Origin of the sequence: Mammaliicoccus sp. J-M40 (genome assembly GCF_022386395.1) — a bacterium.
Lineage (GTDB): Bacteria > Bacillota > Bacilli > Staphylococcales > Staphylococcaceae > Mammaliicoccus > Mammaliicoccus lentus.
This window is the reverse complement of sequence record NZ_JAJNIQ010000034.1, coordinates 1-1,029: the sequence shown is the minus strand read 5'-3', so window position 1 is coordinate 1,029 and position 1,029 is coordinate 1. Positions and strand designations below refer to the sequence as shown.

The 1,029-nt window shown below is 46.6% G+C and carries 1 rRNA gene; it reads left to right on the top strand.

Annotated elements, in window-relative coordinates:
• Nucleotides 1–40 precede the first annotated feature (40 nt).
• A 23S ribosomal RNA gene (locus LQ688_RS13885) occupies nt 41–1,029 on the top strand; the annotation flags it as partial.

Genomic DNA, 1,029 nt, shown 5'->3' with positions numbered 1-1,029 from the left:
TTGTATCTTCGATACACAGTGCTTAACTAAGGATTTACATGATTAAGTTATTAAGGGCGCACGGTGGATGCCTTGGCACTAGAAGCCGAAGAAGGACGTTACTAACGACGATATGCTTTGGGGAGCTGTAAGTACGCTTTGATCCAGAGATTTCCGAATGGGGAAACCCAGCATGAGTTATGTCATGTTATCCACATATGAATACATAGTATGTGAGAAGGCACACCCGGAGAACTGAAACATCTTAGTACCCGGAGGAAGAGAAAGAAAACTCGATTCCCTGAGTAGCGGCGAGCGAAACGGGAATAGCCCAAACCAATAGGCTTGCCTATTGGGGTTGTAGGACACTCAATACGGAGTTACAAAGGAAATAATTAGACGAATGGTTTTGGAAAAGCCAACCATAGAAGGTAAAGGTCCTGTAGTCGAAAGTTATTTCTCTCCTGAGTGGATCCTGAGTACGGCGGAACACGTGTAATTCCGTCGGAATCTGGGAGGACCATCTCCCAAGGCTAAATACTCTCTAGTGACCGATAGTGAACCAGTACCGTGAGGGAAAGGTGAAAAGCACCCCGGAAGGGGAGTGAAATAGAACCTGAAACCGTGTGCTTACAAATAGTCAGAGCCCGTTAATGGGTGATGGCGTGCCTTTTGTAGAATGAACCGGCGAGTTACGATTTGATGCAAGGTTAAGCAGTAAATGTGGAGCCGTAGCGAAAGCGAGTCTGAATAGGGCGAATGAGTATCTGGTCGTAGACCCGAAACCAAGTGATCTACCCATGTCCAGGTTGAAGTTCAGGTAACACTGAATGGAGGACCGAACCGACTTACGTTGAAAAGTGAGCGGATGAGGTGTGGGTAGCGGAGAAATTCCAATCGAACTTGGAGATAGCTGGTTCTCTCCGAAATAGCTTTAGGGCTAGCCTCAAGTGATGATTATTGGAGGTAGAGCACTGTTTGGACGAGGGGCCCCTCTAGGGTTACCGAATTCAGACAAACTCCGAATGCCAAATAATTTAACTTGGGAGT